15 protein-coding genes are annotated in these 15,971 nt (G+C 72.4%); 10 read left to right on the forward strand and 5 right to left on the reverse strand.

The features are described from left to right. Positions 1-33: 33 nt before the first annotated feature. The 4 genes from FDM97_RS19400 to FDM97_RS19415 all read left to right on the forward strand — a co-directional run bounded on the left by FDM97_RS19400 (position 34) and on the right by FDM97_RS19415 (position 2,734). Entirely contained in the window at positions 34-729 is a 696-nt protein-coding gene (locus FDM97_RS19400) for a class I SAM-dependent methyltransferase (protein WP_137994911.1), read from the forward strand. A gap of 4 nt (positions 730-733) precedes the next feature. After that, positions 734-1,615 (forward strand): hypothetical protein, encoded by an 882-nt coding sequence (locus FDM97_RS19405; protein ID WP_137991653.1) that lies wholly within the window; start codon positions 734-736, stop codon positions 1,613-1,615. A gap of 38 nt (positions 1,616-1,653) precedes the next feature. Continuing rightward, positions 1,654-1,860 carry a Trm112 family protein gene (locus FDM97_RS19410; protein ID WP_137991654.1) on the forward strand — a complete coding sequence of 69 codons (207 nt, stop codon included), beginning with the start codon at positions 1,654-1,656 and terminating at the stop codon, positions 1,858-1,860. Positions 1,861-1,936: 76 nt separating this feature from the next. After that, complete coding sequence (locus FDM97_RS19415) at positions 1,937-2,734, forward strand: VOC family protein (protein WP_137991655.1); 798 nt, start codon at positions 1,937-1,939, stop codon at positions 2,732-2,734. Positions 2,735-2,788: 54 nt separating this feature from the next. Here the strand turns inward: FDM97_RS19415 and FDM97_RS19420 are convergent, their stop codons facing one another. From FDM97_RS19420 to FDM97_RS19430, 3 genes are read right to left on the reverse strand one after another with little or no spacing between them, the layout of a single operon-like run. Beyond that, entirely contained in the window at positions 2,789-5,077 is a 2,289-nt protein-coding gene (locus tag FDM97_RS19420) for an ABC transporter permease (protein WP_137991656.1), read from the reverse strand. A gap of 3 nt (positions 5,078-5,080) precedes the next feature. Further along, a complete protein-coding gene (locus FDM97_RS19425) occupies positions 5,081-5,836 on the reverse strand; it encodes an ABC transporter ATP-binding protein (RefSeq protein WP_137991657.1) in 756 nt (251 codons plus the stop codon). Further along, on the reverse strand, positions 5,833-6,348 hold the full coding sequence (locus FDM97_RS19430) for a PadR family transcriptional regulator (protein WP_137991658.1): 516 nt from the start codon (positions 6,346-6,348) through the stop codon (positions 5,833-5,835). The genes FDM97_RS19425 and FDM97_RS19430 overlap by 4 nt, the downstream gene beginning before the upstream one ends. 123 nt (positions 6,349-6,471) lie before the next feature. Between FDM97_RS19430 and FDM97_RS19435 the strand changes: the two genes are divergently transcribed. The 5 genes from FDM97_RS19435 to FDM97_RS19455 all read left to right on the forward strand — a co-directional run bounded on the left by FDM97_RS19435 (position 6,472) and on the right by FDM97_RS19455 (position 13,199). Further along, complete coding sequence (locus FDM97_RS19435; protein WP_137991659.1) at positions 6,472-7,746, forward strand: ABC transporter substrate-binding protein; 1,275 nt, start codon at positions 6,472-6,474, stop codon at positions 7,744-7,746. 234 nt (positions 7,747-7,980) lie between these two features. Beyond that, complete coding sequence (locus tag FDM97_RS19440; protein WP_137991660.1) at positions 7,981-9,636, forward strand: glycoside hydrolase family 13 protein; 1,656 nt, start codon at positions 7,981-7,983, stop codon at positions 9,634-9,636. After that, a complete protein-coding gene (locus FDM97_RS19445; protein ID WP_254705676.1) occupies positions 9,633-10,964 on the forward strand; it encodes an ABC transporter substrate-binding protein in 1,332 nt (443 codons plus the stop codon). The genes FDM97_RS19440 and FDM97_RS19445 overlap by 4 nt, the downstream gene beginning before the upstream one ends. A 10-nt stretch (positions 10,965-10,974) precedes the next feature. Continuing rightward, positions 10,975-12,339, forward strand: coding sequence for a carbohydrate ABC transporter permease (locus FDM97_RS19450; protein ID WP_137991661.1), 1,365 nt, complete (start codon positions 10,975-10,977; stop codon positions 12,337-12,339). Next, complete coding sequence (locus FDM97_RS19455; protein ID WP_254705677.1) at positions 12,336-13,199, forward strand: carbohydrate ABC transporter permease; 864 nt, start codon at positions 12,336-12,338, stop codon at positions 13,197-13,199. The genes FDM97_RS19450 and FDM97_RS19455 overlap by 4 nt, the downstream gene beginning before the upstream one ends. Positions 13,200-13,275: 76 nt before the next feature. Here FDM97_RS19455 and FDM97_RS19460 read toward each other — a convergent pair whose 3' ends face one another. Further along, positions 13,276-13,854: a hypothetical protein gene (locus tag FDM97_RS19460; protein WP_137991662.1), complete on the reverse strand. Its 579-nt coding sequence runs from the start codon at positions 13,852-13,854 to the stop codon at positions 13,276-13,278. A gap of 334 nt (positions 13,855-14,188) precedes the next feature. After that, positions 14,189-14,929 (reverse strand): class I SAM-dependent methyltransferase, encoded by a 741-nt coding sequence (locus tag FDM97_RS19465; RefSeq protein ID WP_137991663.1) that lies wholly within the window; start codon positions 14,927-14,929, stop codon positions 14,189-14,191. A gap of 408 nt (positions 14,930-15,337) precedes the next feature. On the opposite strand from FDM97_RS19465, the gene thpR reads away from it, so the two are divergent. Further along, the gene (gene thpR, locus FDM97_RS19470) at positions 15,338-15,964 is read left to right on the forward strand and encodes an RNA 2',3'-cyclic phosphodiesterase (RefSeq protein ID WP_137991664.1); all 627 of its coding nucleotides are present in this window, start codon (positions 15,338-15,340) and stop codon (positions 15,962-15,964) included. Positions 15,965-15,971: the final 7 nt, after the last annotated feature.

Raw genomic sequence — 15,971 nt, forward strand, 5'->3', positions numbered from 1 at the left:
GACGCGGCCGCTCGTCCCGACTCCGTTCCCGGGCTGCGGGACTTCTACGAGAACCCCGCCGTGCCCGTGGCGTCCGGTGACGCCAGGAGCCTGCGGCAGGCGCGGCTGCTGGCCGCCGCCCTCGGGGCGCCGGGCGCGCTCGTCGTCGACGTCGGCTGCGGGGACGGCACCGCGGCCGCGACCGCGGGGCCGATCCTCGCCGGGCACCGGATCGTGGGCGTCGACTGGTCGCAGGACGCGCTGCGCCGCGCCCGGCCGCGACTCGCCCATGTGGTGCGCGGCGAACTGGACCACGGCGGGCTGCCGTTCGCGGACGGGTGCGCGGACGCGGTCCTGTTCAGCGAGGTGGTCGAGCATCTCGTCGACCCCGACCGGGCTCTGGACGAACTGCGGCGCATCCTGCGGCCGGGAGGTCATCTGATGCTCTCCACCCCGAACCTCGCCGCCTGGTACAACCGCGGGCTGCTGCTCGCCGGCTGGCAGCCGGTGTTCTCCGAGGTGAGTCTGCGCGGCATCCACGGCCGGCCGGGTTCCGAAGTGGTCGGCCACCTGAGGCTGTTCACGGCGCGTGCGCTGCGCTCGTTCCTGCTGTCGGCCGGATTCGAGGACGTACGGATCACCGGGGCGCCGTTCCACGGGGTGCCGCGGGGGCTGCGTCTGATCGACCGGGCCGCGTGCGCCGTGCCGTCGGCGGCGTCCATTCTGCTGGCGCACGCCCGGCGGAGGTAGCGGGATGTGGTGGGGTGTGGGCGCGGCGCTGCTGGCCAACGTCCTCTACAGCGTGGGCTTCGTCCTGGAGAAGCGGGCCCTCGGCTCGCTGCCCGCGCTCTCCGCCGGGCGGCCGCTGCGCGTGGTCGGGGTGCTGGTGACCAGCCCGCTGTGGATGGCCGGTTCCCTCGCGCTCGCCGCCGGTTTCGTCGCCCAGCTGATCGTCTACCGGGCGCTGCCGATCGCCGCCGCGCAGGGCCTCTTCGTCTCGGGCCTCGTCCTGCTCCTCCTGCTGTCGTCGGCGGTGCTCGGCGAACAGCCCTCGGGCCGGGAACGCCATGCGCTCGGGGCGGTGCTCGTCGCGCTGCTCATGGTCGTGGCGTCGGTCCGCGAGGGCGACGACGTGGTGGGCACGGGTGCGCCGTGGGCCCTGGTGCTCGTCGTCTGTGTGCCGACGCTCGCGGCCGGACTGCTGCTGTACGGGCAGGTCGAGCGGCGCGCACGCAGACGCCATCGGGTGCCGACCAGCGGCATCGGCTACGGCGTGGCCGTGGGCCTGCTCTACGGCGTCAGCTCGCTGGCCATCAAGGGAGCGTCGGGCCGCCTCACCGCCGAGAGCGCGAGCGCGGCGGTGAGGGCGCTGTTCGGCTCCCCGTACCCGTATCTGCTGCTGTTCACGGCCGGGGCCGGGCTCGTCATGTCCCAGGCGGCGCTGCAAAGGTGCCGTGCCTCCTTGATCGTGCCCGTCTGCACGACGGTGACGTGCCTGTTCACGGCGGTGGTGGGGACGCTGACGTTCGGCGAGAGGCTCCCGGACGATCCGCTGCTGCTGACCCTGCGCGTCGCCGGCACGGCGCTGGCCCTGTCCGTCCTGCTGGTCATGCCGCGCCACGACCCGCGGACCTGACGTACCGCCCGAAGCCCACCACCACCGAGGGGATTTCCATGAACTCCGACGACCCGCTGCTGCGCATCCTGGCCTGCCCGCTCGACAAGGGGCCACTGACGCTGCCGGACGGCCAGGACGTGCTCTACAACCCGCGGCTGCACCTGAGCTACCCGATCGTGGACGGCATTCCGCAGCTCCTCCCCTCCTCGGGCAGCCGGGTCTCCCCCGAGGAGCACGAGCGGTACGTGAGCCCGTCGGACTAGCCCCAGCGGTCGACGGGCGTGTGTCAGTGTCCGGTGCCAGGCTGAGGTCGTACGCGATCTCCGAAAGGCAATCACCATGATCACCACTGACTTCGTCCCTGGCTCCCCCTGTTGGCTCGACCTCGGCGCCCCCGACGTCCGGGCCGCCGCGGCCTTCTACGGCGCCGTGCTCGGATGGGAGTACGAGTCCATGGGCGAGGGGGAGGACATGGAAGGCGGGATGTTCCGGATGGACGGCAAGACCGTCGCCGGGCTCGGCAAGCTCACCGAGAAGGGCGCACGCTCGGCCTGGATGATCTACTACTGCGTCACCGACGCCGACGCCACCACCCAGGCGGTGGAGCGCGCGGGCGGCACGGTGCGGGTGCCTCCGATGGATCTCGACGAGTGGGGTCGGATGGCGCAGTACAGCGACCCCCTGGGGGGACAGTTCGCCGTCTGGCAGCCGGGCACGAACAAGGGCGTCGAGCTGGTGGACGAGTCGGGCTCACTGTCCTGGACCGAGCTGTACACGAGCGACGCCGCGGCCGCCAAGGAGTTCTACGGCGGCGTCTTCGGCTGGCGGTTCAGCGACATGGAGCTGCCCGGCGGCGGGGGCACGTACTCCCTCATCACTCCCGCCGGACTTCCCGAGGAGCGCATGCACGGCGGTCTCATGGAGCTCCGCGAGGAGGACCTCGCCCTGACGAACGGGCGGCCGTACTGGCACCCGGTCTTCAACGTCCCCGACTGCGACGCCGCGGTCGCCAAGGTCACCGAGAACGGCGGCAGCGTGCAGATGGGGCCGGAGGACGCGGAAGGTGTCGGCCGGCTCGCCGTCTGCGTCGACCCGTCGAACGCCGACTTCGTGGTCCTCACGCCGGTCAGCGGCTGAGCCCGGACACGCTTCTTCGGCAGGCGTACGCGAGCGGCAGCGCACGGCGGAGCGTCAGGCGACCGCGCTCAGGGTGTCCGCGAGCCGGCGGCGAGCCGCGCGGGCCGCGGGAAGGGCCGTCAGGGCGATCGCGCCGAGGACGGCGGCCGCGCTCATGGCGGCGAGGTGCACGGCGGGCGGGGCCTGGGCGATGCCGGAGCCGATGCCGGTGGTGTGGGCCTCGTGGTCGATCAGCCAGTGGGCGAAGGGGACGCCGAGGGTCGTCGCGGCGAGGGCGGCGGCGAGCGCGGTGCAGCCGATGGCCGTCACCGTGACGGCGGTGATCTGGCGCGGGGAGAGGCCGATGGCCTTCAGGGCCAGCAGGTCGCGTTCGCCGTCGCGGATGCTGCCGCCGATCGCCGTGGACAGTTCGGTCAGGCCGATCAGGGCGAGGACGGTGATCAGGCCGACGACGAGACCGCGCAGGGCGGAGAGCCGGTCGGCGGGCGTGGCGACCTCGTGGATGTCGAGGTGTCCCCTGGATGCCTCGGCGAGTTCGGCGCGGACGGCGCGGGGGTCGGCGCCGGGTTCGAGGCGGAGCTGGTAGAGGGTGGGGCTGAGGACGGGGTCGTTCTCGCGCAGGGTGTCGAGCGAGGTGGAGATGACCCTGCCGCCGTTCTCCGGTTCGATGCTGCGGCCCACCAGGTGCAGCACCTGCGGGTGGCCGCCGACGGTGACGCGGACCCAGTCGCCGACGCGTACGTCGAGCAGGTCGAGCAGGCCCTGGCCGGCGACGGCCTCGTCGGGGCCGTGGACGGGGCGGCCCTCGGCGATCGTGTACGGGTAGGGCTCGTCGCGGGTGCCGAGGCCGCGCAGCGCGATGGTGCCGGTCTGGCCGGGGACCAGGGCGGCGACCTCCAGGCCGGGGTGGGCGGCGGTGATCTTGTCGTTGGCCTTCAGCAGCGCGGTGGCCTCGTGGTCGGTGAGGATCGCGTCGGGGCGGGCGGTGAGCGCGGCGGCGTGGCCGAGCTGCTCGGGGCGGCTGTCGAAGCGCTCGATGGTGGTCCAGGCGCTGAGCGCGACGGTGATCAGCAGCAGCGGCAGGGCGAGGCGGACGATGGTGGCCGGGGCGCGCCGGCCTCGGCCGAAGGCCCGGTGCCAGCCGAGGACCAGGGTGGCCGGCACGCGCAGTCCGAGCGCGCCTCGGGCCGCACGGGACAGCCCACCCCCTCCCGGTGCCACGGCGGGCACGACGGGTACGGGCTCCACGCGCCCGGCCCGCCACGCGGCGAGGCAGGTGGCCGCGCCGATGAACAGCACCGCCGCGACGGGCACCGCGAGCAGCGCCGCCGTGTGGCCCTGGAGCCCCTGCCAGACACCGACGGCGTCGCCGAGCCGGCCGGGCAGGCGGTCGCCGAGCGTCTGGACGGCCGTCGTGGCGAGGGTCGCGCCGAGTACGGCGAAGGCGAGGTGCTGGACGAGGAAGACCCGTACGACCTGGCCGGGCGTGAAGCCGATGGCCTTGAGGACGGAGATGTCCCGCAGGTGGCCGCGCACGCGGGTGCTGATGGCGCCGAACACCGCGAGGGCGGCGGCGATCAGCGCGCCGAGCCCGAACAGGGCGAGGACCTGGCCGAGCAGTTTGGTGTCGCCTTGGGCCTCGGCGCGGGCCTGCTGCCACGCGGAGACGTCGGTGACGGCGCCGGCGCCGAGCGTGGTGACGGCGCGCTGGACGGCGTAGTCGGTGTCGTCCGGGTCGGTGAGGCGCAGTCCGACGACCTGGCCGCCGCCGCGTTCGTCCGGCACCGTGCGCGGCAGGGCCCAGACGGTGCCCGCCCGCTCGCCGGGGCGGTAGCGGGGCTCCGCGCTGTCGGCGACGCCGAGGACGGTCAGGGCGCGGCCGGTCGGCAGGGTCAGGCGGTCGCCCGGTTCGGCCCACAGGGCGCGGGCGAGGCTGGATTCCAGGACGACGCCGTCGGGGACGGCGTCGTCGAGCCAGCGGCCCGATGTCAGCAGGGGCCGGCCGGTGGCCGGGGGCTCGGCGCCGGTGGCGCGCAGTTCCACGCGGGCGCGCGCGCCGCGTGAGGCGACGGTGTCGGTCGCGGTGCGGTAGGGGCCGGAGAGCTGCTCGACGCCGTCCAGGGCCGCGAGGGCGCCGGTGTCGGCGGCGGGGCCGGTGTGGATCCACACGTGTGCGCCGCGCGACTGGGTGAAGACCCGTTGCCAGGGGTTGGTGGCGTAGCCGAAGAGCGCCGTGGCCAGCAGCAGCGAGGCGACGATCCCGGCGGTGGCGGCGACCATGAACAGCGCCTCGCCCCGGTGGGTGCGCAGATCGGCGTGCGCCCAGCGCAGCATGGCCCGCACGGGTCAGTCCTTCAGTTCCAGTACGCCGGCGAGGCCGGTGCCGCGCGGCGGCGTGCCGCCCAGTTCGGCGTCGTCGGCTATGCGGCCGTCAAAGAAGCTGATCACCCGGTCCGCGGCGCTGGCGAGCCGTGCGTCGTGGGTGACGAGCACGATGGTCTGGCCGCCTTGGTGGAAGCGGGCGAGCTGCCGCATCACTTCGCGGGTGCCCTTGCTGTCGAGGCTGCCGGCCGGTTCGTCGGCGAGGAGCAGCCGCGGCTGGTTGACCAGGGCGCGGGCGAGTGCGACGCGCTGCTGTTCGCCGCCGGACAGCTCGCCGGGCATGCTGCGGCCCTTGCCGTCGAGGCCCAGCTCTGCGAGGAGCTTCTCGCGTTCGGCGCGGGCCCGCTTGGCGGGGGTGCCGGCCAGCAGGGCGGGCAGTTCGACGTTGTCGGCGACCGTGAGGTTGGAGACGAGGTTGAAGAACTGGAAGACGATGCCGATGCGGCGGCGCCGTTCCACCGCCCAGCGTGCCTCGGTCCAGCCGTCGGTGCTCTCCCCGTCCAGCCGGAGCGAGCCGCTGTCGGGGCGCTGGAGGCCGCCGAGCAGATGCAGCAGGGTGGACTTGCCGGCGCCGGAGGGGCCGGTGACGGCGACGAATTCGCCGCGCCGCACGGTCAGGTCGACGCCGCGCACGGCGTGGGCGGGAGCGCCCTCGCCGTGGTGGGTCTTGACGATGCCCTCGGCGTGCAGCAGCGGCACGGGTATGGCGGAGTCCGTCATCGCAGCTCCTCCAGCTCCTCCTGGCAGCGCTCCAGCCAGTCCAGATCGGCCTGGAGGTGCAGCATGGCGCCCTCGATCAGCAGGTGGGCGATGCGGTTGTCCCGGTCTTCGGTGGCGGCCAGCTTGGACAGGTTGCGCATGGTGGTGAGGTACTCGCGTCGCTGCTTGTTGATGAGGGCGATCTGGTCGGCGAGGCCGGTGCGCGGGGCGAGGGCGAGCTTCATGAAGAACTCGTCCCGGACCCTCGGTTCGCTCGCCGTCTCGTCGAACCAGGCGCGCAGTGCTTCCTGCCCGGCGTCGGTGAGGCGGTAGATCTTCTTGTTGGGGCGGCTCTCCTGGGCGATCTCCTCGCCCTCGATCAGCCCGGACTTCTCCAGCCGTCCGAGCGTGACATAGATCTGGCCGACGTTGGTGGGAGGGTACGCGGCGCCCAGCAGTTGCTCAAGGTCCTGCTTGAGCTCGTAGCCGTGGGCGGGGCCCCTGGCCAGGAGGGCGAGGAGGGAAAGGCGCACCCGTGCTGTCCTCCCTTGGCGTGCTCCCGGTGTGATGTGGGCTCTAGTATCGCCCATGCCTAACGGGTATACATGCCCTGTTGCCGGACGAAGGTGTACGGCGCGGTGCTCTGGGAGGAACCTATGCGGTGGATACGGGCCGCGGGTAGGGGTCTCCTGGCTCTCGCCGTCGTGCTGACGGGTTACGTCGCCTCCGGCGCCCCGTCGGGCGGCGCGCAGCGCGAGGGCGGGCGCGGTCCCATGACGCTGGCCACGGCCGGTGATCTCACCGGCTATCTCGGCCCGGTCCTGGACGGCTGGAACCGCGCGCATCCGGCGGAGAAGGTCACCCTGGTCGAGCTGCCGGACTCGGCCGACGAGACCCGGGCTCAGATGATCACGGATCTGAGGTCGGGCGAGGGCAGGTTCGATCTGCTCAACATCGATGTGGCGTGGACGTCGGAGTTCGCCGCGGCGGGGTGGATCGCGCCGCTGGAGCGCGGCCGGTTCCCGCTGGAGAGCTTCCTGCCGCCGGTGGTGGACACCGCGACGTACGACGGGCAGCTGTACGCCGTCCCGTATGTGACGAATGCCGGGATGCTCTTCTACCGCAAGGACGTCCTCGACCGCGAGGGGCAGCGCCCGCCGCGGACCTGGGCGGAGCTGGAGCGGCAGGCCCGCACCCTCGCCCCGAAGTACGGCCTGGACGGGTACGCGGGCCAGTTCCTGCCGTACGAGGGGCTGACGGTCAACGCCGCCGAGGCGGTGTACTCGGCGGGCGGGACGATCCTCGGCGACGAGGGCGAGCGGGTCACGGTCGACTCGGCGGCCGCTCGCGAGGGGCTGGGGTTCCTCGCCCGCGGTGTGCGGGACGGCTGGATACCGAAGGAAGCCCTGACGTACAAGGAGGAGGAGTCCCGGCAGGCGTTCCAGGACGGCCGGCTGCTCTTCCTGCGCAACTGGCCGTACGCGTACGCCGGCGCCTCCGGCGCGCAGTCGAGCGTCGCGGGGAAGTTCGGCGCCGTGCCGCTGCCGGGCCGTGGAGGGCCGGGCGCGAGTGTGCTGGGCGGCTCCAATCTGGCCGTGAGCAGCCACGCCCGGCACCCCGAGTCGGCGCGCGACCTGATCGCGTACCTCACGAGCGAGCGGGTGCAGCGCCGCGTCCTGAGCGAGGGCGCCCTGCCGCCGGTACGGGCCGCGCTGTACGAGGATCCGGCGCTGGTGGCGCGCTTCCCGTATCTGCCCGCGCTGCGGGCGAGTGTGCTCGCGGCCGCGCCGCGCCCCAAGAGCCCGCACTACGAGCAGGTGAGCCTCGCCGTGCAGGCCGTGGCGCATGACGCGATGGCGCAGCACCAGACGCCCGAGGCGGCCGTGCGCCGGCTCGCGGACGAGCTCGCGGCCATCGCCCGTCGCCGCTGACGCCCCCCTCATCGCTTCTTCACCTCGGGACTCCCTACTTACCTGTTAGGTATCAGCATGCGGACCCGCATGCCCTGACGACCGAGACAAAGCGGGACATATAACCCCAACCAGCGTCGATTTTCGGCAGCTTCGTTGACACCCTCTCGTCACGCCTACTTAACATGCATGCATAACCGCTACCCGTTCTGGGTGGCGCGCACCCCTCCACGCAGAAATACAGGTCAACGGGTGATGCACACAGCCCCAAGCCGCCGTCACTGGTGGCGCGACGCGGTGATCTACCAGGTGTACGTCCGCAGCTTCCTGGACAGCACCGGCGACGGGATCGGCGACCTCGCCGGAGTCCGGGCCGGCCTGCCGTACCTGAAGAAGCTCGGGGTCGACGGCATCTGGCTGAGCCCCTTCTACCCGTCGCCGCAGCACGACCACGGGTACGACGTCGCCGACTACTGCGACGTGGACCCCGTATTCGGCGACCTCGCCGAGTTCGGCCTGCTGGTCGCCGACGCCCACCGGCTGGGCATCAAGGTGCTGCTGGACGTCGTCCCCAACCACTGCTCCAGCGAACACGCCTGGTTCCGCGAGGCCCTGGCCGCCGGCCCCGGCAGCGAGGCCCGCGCCCGCTTCCACTTCGCCGAGGGCCGTGGCCCCGACGGCGACATGCCGCCCAACAACTGGCACGCCATGTTCGGCGGCCCGGCCTGGAGCCGGGTCACCGAGCCGGGCGGGACCCCCGGCCAGTGGTACCTGCACATGTTCACCCCCGAGCAGCCGGACCTGAACTGGCGCAACCCCGAGGTCGGCGCCCACTTCGACCACGTCCTGCGCTTCTGGCTCGACCGGGGCGTCGACGGCTTCCGCATCGACGTGGCGGCCGGGCTGTTCAAGCACCCCGACCTGCCCGACTCCCCCGACCCGGAGGCCGACGCCCGCACCCGCGACTCGGTCAACCCGCTCGCCTGGAACCAGCCCGAGGTGCACGACGTGTGGCGCCACTGGCGGTCGGTGTGCGAGGAGTACACGGCCCGGGACGGGCGCGAGCGGCTGCTTGTCGGCGAGGTGTCGGTGCCGACCGCCCGCGAGCACGCCACGTACGTCCGCCCCGACGAGCTGCACCAGGCGTTCTTCTTCGACCTGCTGGGCGCGCCCTGGGACGCCGACGCCTTCCGCAAGGTGATCGACGAGGCGATGCGCGACATCGCGGGCACCGGCTCCACCGTGACCTGGGTGCTCAACAACCACGACCAGGTGCGCACGGTGACCCGGTACGGGGAGTCCGGCACCGAGGGCAGCGGGCTCGGGGCCGCCCGGGCGCGGGCCGCCGCCCTGCTGATGCTGGCCCTGCCCGGCGCCGCGTACATCTACCAGGGCGAGGAGCTGGGCCTGCCGGAGGTCGTGGACCTGCCGGACGAAGTGCTCACCGACCCGATATTCCGGCGCACCGGCAGCCGGGCCCGGATCCGCGACGGCTGCCGCGTGCCGCTGCCGTGGTCGGGGCACGCCTCCCCGTTCGGCTTCAGCACCGGGGCGGAGAGCGCCAAGCCGTGGCTTCCGCAGCCCGGCTGGTTCGCCGAGCACGCCACCGACCGGGCGCTGGCCGACACCCGCTCGTTCTGGCACCTGTACCGCGAGGGCCTGCAGCTGCGGCACGGACTGCCGCAGCTGGGCGAGGGCACCTTGCGCTGGCTGGACGCGCCGCCCGGCGTGCTGGCCTTCCTGCGCGGCGACGGCCTCGTCTGCGCCGTCAATTTCGGCACCGCTCCGGTGCCCGCCCCGGTCTCCGGCGCCCCGCTGCTGTCCAGCGGACCGTGCCCGACCGGCGCACTGCCCGGGTCCACCGCCGCCTGGTGGATCACTGACGACACCACCCTGGAGGTACTGCGATGACCATGCGACGACGGATGACGATGGCCTGCTGCTCCGCGCTCACCCTGGCGCTCGGCGCGACCGCGTGCGGCGGCGGAGGCGGCCCGGTGAGCGCCGGCGGCGGCAGCAAGGAGCTGTCCGGCAAGACCCTCAACGTGGCCGGTGTCTGGTCGGGCGCCGAGCAGAAGAACTTCCAGAAGGTGCTGGACGCCTTCGCCGAGAAGACCGGCGCCACAACCCAGTTCGTGTCCACCGGCGACAATGTCTCCACCGTCGTCGGCAGCAAGATCGAGGGCGGCAACGCCCCCGACGTGGTGATGGTCCCGCAGGTCGGCGTGCTGCAGCAGTTCGCGCGGAAGAAGTGGCTCAAGCCGCTGTCGGAGACCGCGAAGAAGTCCGTCGACGCCAACTTCGCGCCGGTGTGGAAGAACTACGGCTCCGTCGACGGCACCCTGTACGGCCTGTACTTCAAGGCCGCTCACAAGTCGACCGTCTGGTACAGCCCGGAGGCGTTCGACCAGGCGGGCGTGAAGCCGCCCAAGACGTACGAGGAGATGCTCACGAGCGGGCAGGCGATCTCCGACTCGGGCCTGCCGGCCTTCGCGGTCGCCGGCGAGGACGGCTGGACGCTCACCGACTGGTTCGAGAACATCTACCTCTCCCAGGCCGGCCCCGAGAAGTACGACCAGCTCGCCCGGCACGAGATCGCGTGGACCGACCCGAGCGTGGTGAAGGCGCTGACCACCCTCGGCGCGCTCTTCTCCGACAAGAAGCTGATCGCGGGCGGCCAGAAGGGCGCGCTCGGCACCGACTTCCCCGGCTCCGTCGAGAAGGTCTTCGGCCCGAAGCCCGAGGCAGGGATGGTGTACGAGGGCGACTTCGTCGCCGGCATCGCCAAGGACCAGTTCGGCAGGAAGATCGGCGAGGACGCCACCTTCTTCCCCTTCCCGGCGGTCGCGGGCGGCAAGGCTCCGGTGGTCAGCGGCGGTGACGCGGCCGTCGTCCTGAAGGACGGCAAGAACCAGGAGGCCGCGACGGCGTTCCTGGAGTACCTCGCGACGCCGGAGGCCGCGGCCGTGTGGGCCGGGGCGGGCGGCTTCCTGTCGCCGAACAAGAAGCTCGATCTCGCCTCCTACGGCGACGACACGCTGCGCGAGACGGCCAAGTCGCTGATAGACGCCGGGGATTCGGTGCGCTTCGACATGTCGGACCAGGCTCCGGCGGCGTTCGGCGGCACCAAGGGCGTGGGCGAGTGGAAGATCCTCCAGGACTTCCTGCGCGACCCGTCGAACCCGGCCGCCACGGCCGCGGCGCTGGAGGGCGCGGCGGCCAAGGCGTACAAGGGCTGAGGCGGCCGTCATGACCACAGTCACCGCTCCCTCCCCGCCTCGGCCCGATGCGGCCGCGGCGGGCCGACGGGAGATGAACCCGCGGGTCCGGGCCCGGCGCCGGCGGCGGATCATCGCCGGGGCGTTCGTGCTGCCGGCGCTGCTGCTGCTCGGCGCGCTGGTCGTCTACCCGGTGCTGTTCTCCGTGGGCCGCAGCTTCTTCGACGCGGCGGGCTCACGGTTCGTCGGCGGGGACAACTACGCGGAGATCTTCCGCGACCCGGCCACTCTGACCGCCGTCCGCAACAGCGCCATCTGGGTGGTCGTCACGCCGACGCTGCTCACCGGACTCGGGCTGATCCTCGCGGTGCTGGTGGAGAAGGTCCGCTGGGCGACCGCGTTCAAGCTGCTGCTGTTCATGCCGATGGCCGTCTCCTTCCTGGCGGCGGGCATCATCTTCCGCCTCGCCTACGAGGAGGATCCGGACAAGGGCGTGCTGAACGCGGCGGTGGTCGGTGTGCACGAGGTGTTCCAGGACTCCTCGTCGTACCCGACGGCCCGGGCCCGCGAGGGTCAGGGGCTCGACAGGCGCCCGGACGGCTCGTACGGGACGGCCCACACGGTCTCCCCGGGGCAGAGCGTCGCCCTCGGCCTGGTCGGCGTACCGCCCAAGGAGCTGCCCGCCGACGCGAAGCCGGCGGTGGCCGGCAAGGCCGGTCCGAAGGACGTGGCCGGCGCCGTGTTCCTGGACTTCACGCCCGGTGGCGGGGGGCGGCCGGGCGCGATCGACGCCGCGGAGCGGGGACTGCCCGGCATGACGGTGGAGGCGGTGCGCGACGGGAGGACGGTCGCCACCGCGACCACGGCGGCCGATGGATCGTTCCGCTTCACCGGCCTCGGGGCGGGCGCGTACACGGTCCGGCTGCCCGCGGAGAACTTCGCGCCGCCTTACGAGGGTGTCTCCTGGCTCGGCCCCGCCCTGGTCACGCCCGCGATCATCGGCGCGTACCTGTGGATCTGGACGGGCTTCGCGATGGTGCTCATCGGCGCCGGTCTGTCGTCCCTGCCGCGCGACGCGCTGGAGGCGGCGCGGATGGACGGGGCGAACGAGTGGCAGGTCTTCCGCCGGATCACCGTGCCGCTGCTCGCACCCGTGCTGACCGTCGTCTTCGTGACGCTGGTGATCAATGTGATGAAGGTCTTCGACCTCATCTACATCATCGCGCCGGGGCCCGTACAGGAGGACGCCACCGTACTGGCCACGCAGATGTGGCTGGTGTCCTTCGGCGGCGGCAACAATCAGGGGCTCGGCAGCGCGCTCGGTGTGCTGCTCCTGCTCCTGGTGATCCCCGCGATGGTGTTCAACGTCCGCCGCTTCCGCAGGAGTCAGTCATGAGTGCGACCGCGACGATGCCGGGCGGCCGGCTGCGCCGCTGGCTGGGCAACGGCCTGGTGCAGGCGTTCCTGGCCGTGGTCGGCCTGGTCTGGGTGACCCCGGTCGCCGGACTGCTGCTGTCCTCGCTGCGCTCGGCGAGCGACAACGCGGCGAGCGGCTGGTGGACGGCGCTGGCCGGTCCTGGCCAGCTGTCCCTGGACAACTACACCGCCCTGCTGGGCAACGCGGGCATCACCCGGGCCTTCTGGAACACGGTGCTGATCTCGGTGCCGACGACCGTCCTGGTCGTCGTCGTCGCGGCGCTCGCCGGATACGCCTTCGCCTGGCTGGAGTTCCCCGGCCGGGACTGGATCTTCCTGGGCGTGGTGGCACTCCTTGTCGTGCCGGTGCAGGTGGGTCTGCTGCCGGTGGCGAAGCTGTTCGGGCAGCTGGGGCTGTTCGGCACGATCCCGGGCGTGGTGCTCTTCCACGTCGCCTACGGGCTGCCGTTCGCGGTGTTCCTGCTGCGCAACTACTTCGCCGACATCCCGCGCGAGATGCTGGAGGCGGCGCGGATGGACGGCGGCGGCGAATGGCGGATCTTCACGCGGCTGGTGCTGCCGGTGGGCCGCCCGGCGATCGCCAGTCTGGCGATCTTCCAGTTCCTCTGGGTGTGGAACGACATGCTGGTGGCGCTGCTCTTCGCGGACAGCTCATCGCAGCCGCTGACGGTGGAACTGCAGTCGCAGGTACGGCAGTTCGGCAGCAACATCGACGTCCTGGCGCCGGGCGCCTTCCTCTCCCTGATCGTGCCGGTGGTGGTCTTCTTCGCCTTCCAGCGTCACTTCGTGCAGGGGGTGATGGCGGGTTCGGTGAAGTGACCACCCGGGTGGGGGCCTCTCGCGCACGCCGGCGAGGGGCCCCTGCCCGTGCCCCTGCCCGTGCGGACGATCGCGGTCAGCGGCGGTACTCGTACCGGTGGAGACGGGAGCGGGCGTCGGGTTCGGTGGTGCCGAGGCCTTCGGCGATCCGCCGCCAGGGAATCCTGTCGCCGTGCACGGCGAGGAACGCCGCCGACGGGCCGACCGAGGCAGCGATCGACTCCAGCTCGTTCACGGCCTTCAGCGCGGCCAGCGGAGCGTCGTCGACCAGACCTTCCAGCCGCTGCCGCAGCCGGTGCAGCAGGTCGCTGACCTCGGCCGGCAGCGGTACGGTCCGCGCCTCGACGTCATCGAGATGCGCCTCCCAGTCCCCTGCGGGCGCGGAGGTGTCGTAGTCGTGCGGTTCGCGGCGCTGGACCTGGTCCCAGTCGAGCGGGTACGAAATGTCCGCGCGCCAGCCGCACGAACATCTCGCCCTCATCCGCGCGGCCAACGGCGCACCGAAGGTGCCGTCGTAGACCCACCAGTCCGTCGACTCGTGGAAGCTGCCGCTGCTGCCCGTGTCGAAGTACACCGGTCCCGGCTCGCTGCCGTCGGCCAGCAGCACACCGACCTCCCCCTCGTGCGCGGTGTACCCCTCCCGCTGCCACGCCATGGCCCCTCCCCATCCCTCGCCACGGGACGCTCGCGACGCCCCCTGCTGCGGCCACGATGCGGCACCCGGGCCTTCGGCGTCAGGGGAACCGGCGAGAACCACCCTCGGGCGCGATCGCCACAGGCATATGACTGTGGCTTTTTCGTGCACGACCCTGTTGTGACCACCCCGGCCGGTGGCAGTGTGTCGGTACGCGGTCCTCGCCGTGTCCCCCGAGGGGGATCGCGCCTGGCCCCGCCCGCGGGCAGCGAGTGGGCGGGGCCGCGCCGCCCCTTCCCGTCTCCCCGCGGGAAGGGTCCAGGCGCCCAGGCACAGCTACTGATGGCCTCGGTCGTCAGGCGCGGCAGCGCAGCATCTCCAGCGGGGGATTGGCGTGGAAGTCCGCCCAGAAGTCCGCACCGAACGCGCGCACGCCGGCCTCCGCCACCGTCAGCGGGACCCAGGTCACCTCGCTGAAGCCGGCCGCCCGCAGACACTGCTCGTAGACCTCGCGGCGGGGGCGGTTGGCGACGAACGAGACCGGCGGGTCGAGCAGCGCCGTGATCCGGACCTGCGGCCCGGTCTCGGCCTCCTCGCCGGTGAGCTCGCTGCGGAAGCCGTACTTCTCCGGGGACGGCCCGTCGAAGCGGAAGTCGGGCGACTGGTTGAGCACGAAGAACTCACCGCCGGGCTTCAGGCTCCGGTGCGCGTTGCGGCACATCCGCTCCGTGGTGGCGATGTCCTCCGCGTAGCTGAGCAGCTGGACCGCGAGGCCGACGTCGAAGCGCTGCTCGAGGGGCCGCAGTTCGGACACATCGCCCACCTCGTAGCGCACACCGAGCGGATCGCGCTCCTCCAACGCCTGTGCCACGGCGACCATTTCACCGGAGATGTCGATTCCGAGCACGTCCGTGGCGCCGCGCCGCTTGAACTCCCTGCTGTAGAAGCCGGTACCGGAGGCCAGGTCGAGGACCGCCTTGCCGCGCACGTCCCCGACCATGGCCAGGAACCCGGGCACCACCGCGTACTGCTCCAGCGGCAGAGCCTTGAACCCCTCGTACGCCTCACCGATCTCGTCGTACTGCTGCACGCTCATCGTGCTGTCCTTCCCCGTGCTTCGCCATGTCCGTCCTGGGCCACGGCCTCCCCCGTCCCTGGGGCACGCCGGGCCCTCTGGCCGGCAGTCTCTACGGCCCCTGACAGACCGTCGTACTGGCGGAAGCCACAAAGATCCGGACGCCGTCCCGGCCTCCCGTACAGGCGGGCGTACGGCTTCGCGCGGGAGAGGGACACCCTGACGCCCCACGAGAACACGTCGTGGCGCCCTCCTGCACAGGCGCGCCCTGCTCGGCGGTAGGAGGCGCCGCCATGCTTGCCGGCTTGGCGGCGCGTCCAGGACACCCCGTACCCTCGGGTCGGCAAGGAATGAGAGTGCGGGTCGGACGGCGTGTCAGTGGGTGGCCTGCCGCAGGACCGGCCGCGCACGAGCAGCAGGGAAGCGACGATGACCGATCCGTCCAGGCAGGAGGCGGAGTCCACGGATTCCAGCGCGGGTGAACAGTCCCGGGCGGCGACGATACGTGTGTTCATCGCCCTCGCCCCGCCCGACGAGGCGAAGGACGAGCTGGCGCGAGCGCTGAGGCCCGCGTACGAGGCGTACCCGGGCATGCGGTGGAACCGCATCGAGGACTGGCACATCACCCTGGCGTTCCTCGGGGAGCTCCCTGTCACGGCGGTGCCTTCGCTGCGGCCGGCCCTCGCGCACCTGGCGGCGACGCGCCCACCGCTGGAGCTGGCGCTGCGCGGCAGCGGGCATTTCGACGAGCGGGTGCTGTGGAGCGGGATCGGCGGGGACCTGGAAGGACTGCACCGGCTCGCCACCGAGGTGCGTGCCGTGGTCGAGGAGTGCGGTGTCCCGTTCGCGGGCCGGCCCCTGCGGCCGCACCTCACTCTGGCCCGCGCTCGCCGCGACGACACGTCGAGCGTGGTGGCGACGGCCGCCGGTCTGGCCGGGTTCACCGGCCGATCGTGGCGCGCGGCGCGCCTGCATCTGGTCGGCAGCGACTTCGGCCGCGGTCCGGGGCCGATCCGCTACCGCGACATCGCGTCATGGGCTTTCGAAGGGCGCTGACGGCACG

It is taken from the genome of Streptomyces vilmorinianum (assembly GCF_005517195.1).
Taxonomy (GTDB): domain Bacteria; phylum Actinomycetota; class Actinomycetes; order Streptomycetales; family Streptomycetaceae; genus Streptomyces; species Streptomyces vilmorinianum.